This is a genomic window from Bacillus cereus group sp. BceL291, assembly GCF_051776705.1.
GTDB lineage: Bacteria > Bacillota > Bacilli > Bacillales > Bacillaceae_G > Bacillus_A > Bacillus_A cereus.
In genome coordinates this window covers 1-5,718 of sequence record NZ_JBPWAP010000150.1, presented here as the reverse complement: position 1 = coordinate 5,718, position 5,718 = coordinate 1, and the positions used below count along the sequence as shown (strand labels likewise).

Here is a 5,718-nt window from a genome sequence, read left to right as displayed (position 1 = left end):
ACACCAGTTCTCTATTCAATAGCATACAGAATGTAATAATAATTCTTCAATTTACAATAATTATCTCATATAATGTATCCGTTAAAAGTGTATTTAACGAACAGTTTGATGGATTTCATAGAATTGAGTATAGTAGAGGTATCAATTATATATTGATACCTCTCTTCTTTTTCAAAAACTATTATGGTATCCATATATGTAATCAAGTTATTTATTAAAATAGCATTCTAGCTCAAAAATCCGAATAGTTAGTTTAAATATCGGTTTAAGTATTAGTTTAAAAAATAATTTACATTATTTGATTTGATGTGTACAACATGAGTAACCAAGAAAAAGAAAAGTTTAAAATACTAATAGATAAGCATAAAAGTAAAATGCCCTAGTATATCATAGAGTATGCAGAAATGAAAACAGCCCTCTCCCCCGCTACATTGTATGCTTACATTACTGAATTTGAAAAGTTTCTAAAATGGCTTATAAGTAATCGATTAGCCGTCGAAAACGGTAAGGTGGTCACTAATATATGTGATGTACCAATTTCAACACTAGAAAATCTACCATTAAATGAAGCTAGAACTTTTCAAAGATATCTACAGGGAGAAGGTATTGAGACAAGAGCTATTAACAGAACTTTCTCCGCTTTAAAATCCCTATTCAAGTACTTAGCTCTAAATACAGAGAATGAACAAGGGGAAAATTACATCTCTCGTAATGTAATGGAGAAAATTGAACTGCATAAGGAGAAAGTAGATGCAGCAGCAAGAGCAGATGACGTTGCAAACATGATATTTAATGAAAAAGATGATGTTGCTTTTCTTCAATTTCTAGCAAATGATTATGGTGAAATGTTGAAAGATATATCACCAAAAAAATATAATTTTTTTCAGCGTGATAAAGAAAGAGACATAGCCATTATAAGCCTCATTTTAGGCACTGGGCTTCGAGTTTCTGAGGTAGCTAGTCTTACTATATCTAGCATAAACTTCCGCCAGGGGAAAGTAAAAGTAACGCGTAAAGGTAATAAGAGATCTTCCGTATTAGCTACTCGCTCTTGCTTAGATGATATTCAGGAGTACATTAAGGTTCGTCCTAGTAAATATAACTGCCCTCAAGATGAAGACTTACTTTTTGTAACAAATTATAAGGGGAAATATACACAGTTAACTGTTAGAGCTATACAGAAGTTATGTGATAAATATTCAAGTGCATTTGATGAGAAGCGTAGCCCTCATAAACTACGGCACACATATGCTACAAATCATTATAAGGAAAACAAAGACCTAGTATTACTCCGAGATCAACTTGGCCACACTTCTGTAGAAGTTACTAGTATCTATACAAATATTAATAATGAGAAGAAACGTGAGGCTGTTGATCGCTTGGAAAGAAGACAATTTGAATAAAAAATACTAATAATTGCACAAAATCAACATTTTGTGCAATTATTTAGGGGAAGCTACATTGTCATAGCTTCCTCCTCTTCATTAAAGTATCCGATAAAACCTCTTCACTTTTTATCCCATTCAAACAAATTTTCTAAAATCTCCTCAGCCTCTCTAGATAAGACATTCTTCCTACAGTTAATTAATAACTCAGGGAGAGTTGTTTGTAAAAATAACCAAAATGATTCAACATGCGCTGCTACAAACTGATTACCTTTAGAAAGTACACACTCGTGTCTCAAAGTCCTCCAATATTCCATTTGTGTAATTATCAATTCGCTAACTTCAAAATAACAACTATGTGATTTTCCTGTAGTAATTAAGTCGAATACTTTTCTTTCCCAGAATTCATCGTTTGGAATTTCGTCTGTTTTCTTCTTTCGTTCCCTACCATACCCAATGGGAGCATATGAACTTTCTAATGCTCTGTGCTTCACTACACTTAAGAAAAATAAATATGACATGATATACGCTGACCTATAAGCTCCTGCTTTATAACATAATATTCCCTCTTCAATAAGACCCATAGCAGCTTCCGGAAATTCTATTTCACTAATAAACTTTTCAATCTCTAATTTCACTTTCTTTTCTCCTTTAACTTTTTCATTATTTAAAGAACATTAGTTTTAATTTCTTTTTATAATAATATTAGGAATTTATGATGTTAATATGACAACTCATCTTTCAACTCTTCAAGATATACATCCCTAACTAATTTACAAAAACCTATATATTCTCCGAAATAATCGCTAAATTGCTTTATAAACCCTTCTCTTTCTTCAATATTATGAGACCATATAAACATACTCCCCATCAATTCACCTATCTCCCTTTCAATTTCTTTTAATTCATCTGGCGATATACCTTGCGGGTAATCATTAAACCACTCCAACCAATCAGAAATTAGCTCCTCCACAGAGGATACTCCGGATTCTGAGCAAAAATTAAATTCCCTTTTTCCTGCTGTAATAAATCCGTCTAAATCATTTAAAATTAGACGGATTATATATGAAGTACTCACATTTCCGATACTATGTTTCATATATTCTCCTCCTTATCATTTTTTTCATCCAATGAAATGTGTTTGTTATACCATCTATTTATTTTTCCCTTGTAATACTTTTCGACTTCATAATCAGGAATCCAAATTTCACGATCATAGATTTTACTCATTACCCTTTCTAAAACATCCTCATGTTCTCTCGCTTTCAATCTACGGTTATGAACTTTAATCTTCTCTATATAAGCCTCTCTCAGCCAAGTTGATATGGTTTCACGCTGTTTTTGCTTTAGGTGAGACCATTTCTTATTGATTTGCAATAGTTGTCCCTGAGGGCTCCTGATATGATTCTTTATTGCTCTTCACTCCCCAATCGTATTTTTTCTTATTTGAACCAAAGACGTAGTAGGCCTCGAATCACGGCATACGCTTTAACAATTTTACGAATTGAACCTTATGAAAACATCCAATCAATAAAAAAAGGACTAGATGATAAATCCTAGCCCTTTTTATTATACATTAAATTAGTGTATCAACCACCGTGATCTCCAACTGAAAGACTTTGAATTACTTCGTAAGATTGTGGAGTTTTCGCTGTATTCGTCACACCTATAGTCAAGGTTATAGCCGTGACAATTCCCATTAAACTGAATACTATTTTTTTCATTTTAAAGCTCCTTCCTCAAAAAATTTTCGTTTCGCTTTCAACCCTAAATGGAAATACTTACTCGCCTCATGATGATTCTTTTCGTCATAAAATTTTGTTCCCAGCGTCTCATAAGACTCTTGAACATCTTCATACAATCCTTCTCTTTCGAAGTAATCAATTCCTGCTAGCACTACGGTTTCGAGCTTTTGAGTAGGTGAAGCATTGTTTAGCTCTTGTAAAATGAGATATCGATGTATGAACTCTTCTTGATTAAGTTTCTTACTAATATTTAATCCATTTTCAATGAGTTCTGCTGCGACATCTCGCTCGTCCAGTTTGTAATGTTCCAATGCCTTTGCATACATGGCTTTGTAATGGTTTGGAGAATTTTCAACGACTTCAGATAAATAACGAATCGCTAAAGATGATAGATTTTGTTTAGAATACATCCAACCCAAGTTATGGCGCACCATAATAATAAACTTATCTTCTCCGACTTTTTGGAACTTGTCCATTGCGGCCGCAAAATGTTCCTCTGCTAATGACCATTCTTTTAAGTTTATACAAGCTAACCCCAACAAGTTCTCACAAAAGCCGACATTACGTTCATAATCAGCATGGGCTAAAAACATTTCTTTTGCCTTTGTTGTGTACTGAAAAGAGACCAGTGAATCACAAATATCAAAATGGAATGCACCTAACTTATAATAAAATTCAGCTTTCTCAACGTCATCATTGATAAGCTCTAATAATTTTTCGGCTTGATCAAAGTGTTCTTTTGCAACCTTATAACTACCAGTTCCACTAGCATGGATAGCTTTAAAGAAATGATAATAATAAGTTAAAGTGTTGTTAGAAGGAATCTCAAAAGATTCTACTTTATCAAAACTACTTGTAGAAACACCTAAGTTATCAATTACATATTGATGACGAAAATCTAATAATGAATAGTATAATAATAAGTTCTGATCTTTTATATTTTGAATTTTACCATCAATTTCTTCTTTTAAACGATGCGCATTGCTTATGCGCCGTGCACGAATTTCCACATACCAATCATTTAATAAGCCCAGAATCTGTTCGTTTCCTTTGATTGCTATATTCATAATCTACCCCCTCAATACCAATTATCATATTTTCTTTTAATAATATAATAACAGAATTTGTAATTTAATAGGTGTATTTTTGAATATATATCAATAAAATTCAAAATATTAAAACTATTATTCTAAAACTATAGTAAAACAAGAACCCCAAAATGAAATGAGGTTCTTGTTTTACCGTTCAAGACTATTCTATAAACCTAGTACACTAACAATCTGACATGCCTTTGAATTTACAATATGATAATACATCTCTAATCCCCTTCTTTCCGAACGAAGAATCTTCCCACGCATTTTAGATAAATGCTGAGATACCGTAGATTGAGGAATATTTAATAGCTCCGTTAATTGTGTTACATTACAAATCTTGCGGTGTTCTAGCTCCTTCACGATTTGTAATCTAACTGGATGGGCCATAATCTTTAATAATTCTACATCCGCCTCTGGGATTTTGTGCATTTCATTACTTGCTTGAATAGTTGTCATTTTAATTTCTCCTTTTTAGTTTCCTTTTTTATTTTTAAGTTATAAGTATTTTGTGTTTATATGAGTATATCGATTATAATCGCTGTGTTATTTGTTCTTTTGTCTCTTTATCAGGTTTAATATATAAAAGTACTATGATGGCTAAAATTCCAACAAATGATAGCATAGGTATCGAGATGAAACCAAATAAATTCAGATAATCTTCTGTACAAGAAACTCCTACTGAACATATCTTCATCTCACTAGCTGGAAACGTTTGAATTGTAATTTGATATACAGATAACATTAAGCCGATACACGCAAATGGGAATGCATACGTGCTGACGTTCGGATCTTTTCTGTACATTCCTATCCCCAATATTAATACTAATGGATACATGGCCATCCTTTGATACCAGCACAAATCACATGGAGGTAACTTCATCCATTCACTAAAAAACAAACTAATCAACATTGCACTTATAGCGATTGTCCAAGCGCAGAAAATATGATACTTACGGATCAGTTCCATTTTGTATACTCCTTACGTCCATCGTCTATCGGTACAAAATATGTATTTGCCTTTTGAATAAAATCTAGTAAAACATACTTATCAGGATCCATCGGCTTTCTTACTCCGTTTATTAACTGCTTCATTCTAGTACTTACTGTTTCTATTATTTCAGACTCATTTACTAGCATATGAATAATAGAATCTTTTGCTTGTTCATCGAATGCGGACTGAAAATTCGCATGTGATAGTATCTCTTGTTGATATGTTTCATCCTGTAAAAATCTTAATATAATTTCATGGCTGTATGCCGGTTCAACATGCGAAAGGCAATCTATGAGTTTTCGCAAAAAATCTTTTACATGTTTATTTTCATCTTTAGAATAATCTGGACAATACGTTCCGATATACTGAATACCTGGTGAATTAGAAAAACAAAAATACGGTTCTAAAGATTTCGTATCAAGCATGTGATACTACCTCACTTTTCTATTTAGAATGTCACTAACTTATTTCCGTATTTGGAATAGCCTGTTTCTATGGATAGT

General features: G+C 32.5%; 8 protein-coding genes and 1 pseudogene. 1 reads left to right on the top strand and 8 read right to left on the bottom strand.

Annotated elements, in window-relative coordinates; genetic code table 11:
- Positions 1-317: 317 nt before the first annotated feature.
- A pseudogene (xerS, locus tag ACS2CR_RS33190) lies at positions 318-1,403 on the top strand (tyrosine recombinase XerS).
- Between the two features lie 104 nt (positions 1,404-1,507).
- Here xerS and ACS2CR_RS33185 read toward each other — a convergent pair.
- The 8 genes from ACS2CR_RS33185 to ACS2CR_RS33150 all read right to left on the bottom strand — a co-directional run bounded on the left by ACS2CR_RS33185 (position 1,508) and on the right by ACS2CR_RS33150 (position 5,640).
- On the bottom strand, positions 1,508-2,023 hold the full coding sequence (locus ACS2CR_RS33185) for a hypothetical protein (RefSeq protein ID WP_000763085.1): 516 nt from the start codon (positions 2,021-2,023) through the stop codon (positions 1,508-1,510).
- 83 nt (positions 2,024-2,106) lie between these two features.
- Positions 2,107-2,484, bottom strand: coding sequence for a hypothetical protein (locus ACS2CR_RS33180; RefSeq protein ID WP_000682816.1), 378 nt, complete (start codon positions 2,482-2,484; stop codon positions 2,107-2,109).
- Positions 2,481-2,798, bottom strand: a complete 318-nt coding sequence (locus ACS2CR_RS33175) for a hypothetical protein (RefSeq protein WP_053513494.1) — start codon at positions 2,796-2,798, stop codon at positions 2,481-2,483. Before ACS2CR_RS33175 ends, ACS2CR_RS33180 begins: the two co-directional genes overlap by 4 nt.
- A 176-nt stretch (positions 2,799-2,974) precedes the next feature.
- Positions 2,975-3,109, bottom strand: coding sequence for a hypothetical protein (locus ACS2CR_RS33170; protein ID WP_000724740.1), 135 nt, complete (start codon positions 3,107-3,109; stop codon positions 2,975-2,977).
- Entirely contained in the window at positions 3,106-4,197 is a 1,092-nt protein-coding gene (locus ACS2CR_RS33165) for a Rap family tetratricopeptide repeat protein (protein ID WP_001017354.1), read from the bottom strand. Before ACS2CR_RS33165 ends, ACS2CR_RS33170 begins: the two co-directional genes overlap by 4 nt.
- Before the next feature lie 189 nt (positions 4,198-4,386).
- Positions 4,387-4,680, bottom strand: coding sequence for an ArsR/SmtB family transcription factor (locus ACS2CR_RS33160; RefSeq protein ID WP_000207869.1), 294 nt, complete (start codon positions 4,678-4,680; stop codon positions 4,387-4,389).
- Positions 4,681-4,753: 73 nt separating this feature from the next.
- Positions 4,754-5,191: a disulfide oxidoreductase gene (locus tag ACS2CR_RS33155; protein WP_000420420.1), complete on the bottom strand. Its 438-nt coding sequence runs from the start codon at positions 5,189-5,191 to the stop codon at positions 4,754-4,756.
- The gene (locus ACS2CR_RS33150) at positions 5,182-5,640 is read right to left on the bottom strand and encodes a hypothetical protein (protein ID WP_000887510.1); all 459 of its coding nucleotides are present in this window, start codon (positions 5,638-5,640) and stop codon (positions 5,182-5,184) included. The genes ACS2CR_RS33155 and ACS2CR_RS33150 overlap by 10 nt, the downstream gene beginning before the upstream one ends.
- Positions 5,641-5,718: the final 78 nt, after the last annotated feature.

Excerpts from the sequence above, each read along its gene's own strand:
- ACS2CR_RS33180 (WP_000682816.1), bottom strand. The coding sequence starts at position 2,484 with ATGAAACATAGTATCGGAAATGTGAGTACTTCATATATAATCCGTCTA.
- ACS2CR_RS33170 (WP_000724740.1), bottom strand. The coding sequence starts at position 3,109 with ATGAAAAAAATAGTATTCAGTTTAATGGGAATTGTCACGGCTATAACC.
- ACS2CR_RS33165 (WP_001017354.1), bottom strand. The coding sequence starts at position 4,197 with ATGAATATAGCAATCAAAGGAAACGAACAGATTCTGGGCTTATTAAAT.
- ACS2CR_RS33160 (WP_000207869.1), bottom strand. The coding sequence starts at position 4,680 with ATGACAACTATTCAAGCAAGTAATGAAATGCACAAAATCCCAGAGGCG.
- ACS2CR_RS33155 (WP_000420420.1), bottom strand. The coding sequence starts at position 5,191 with ATGGAACTGATCCGTAAGTATCATATTTTCTGCGCTTGGACAATCGCT.
- ACS2CR_RS33150 (WP_000887510.1), bottom strand. The coding sequence starts at position 5,640 with ATGCTTGATACGAAATCTTTAGAACCGTATTTTTGTTTTTCTAATTCA.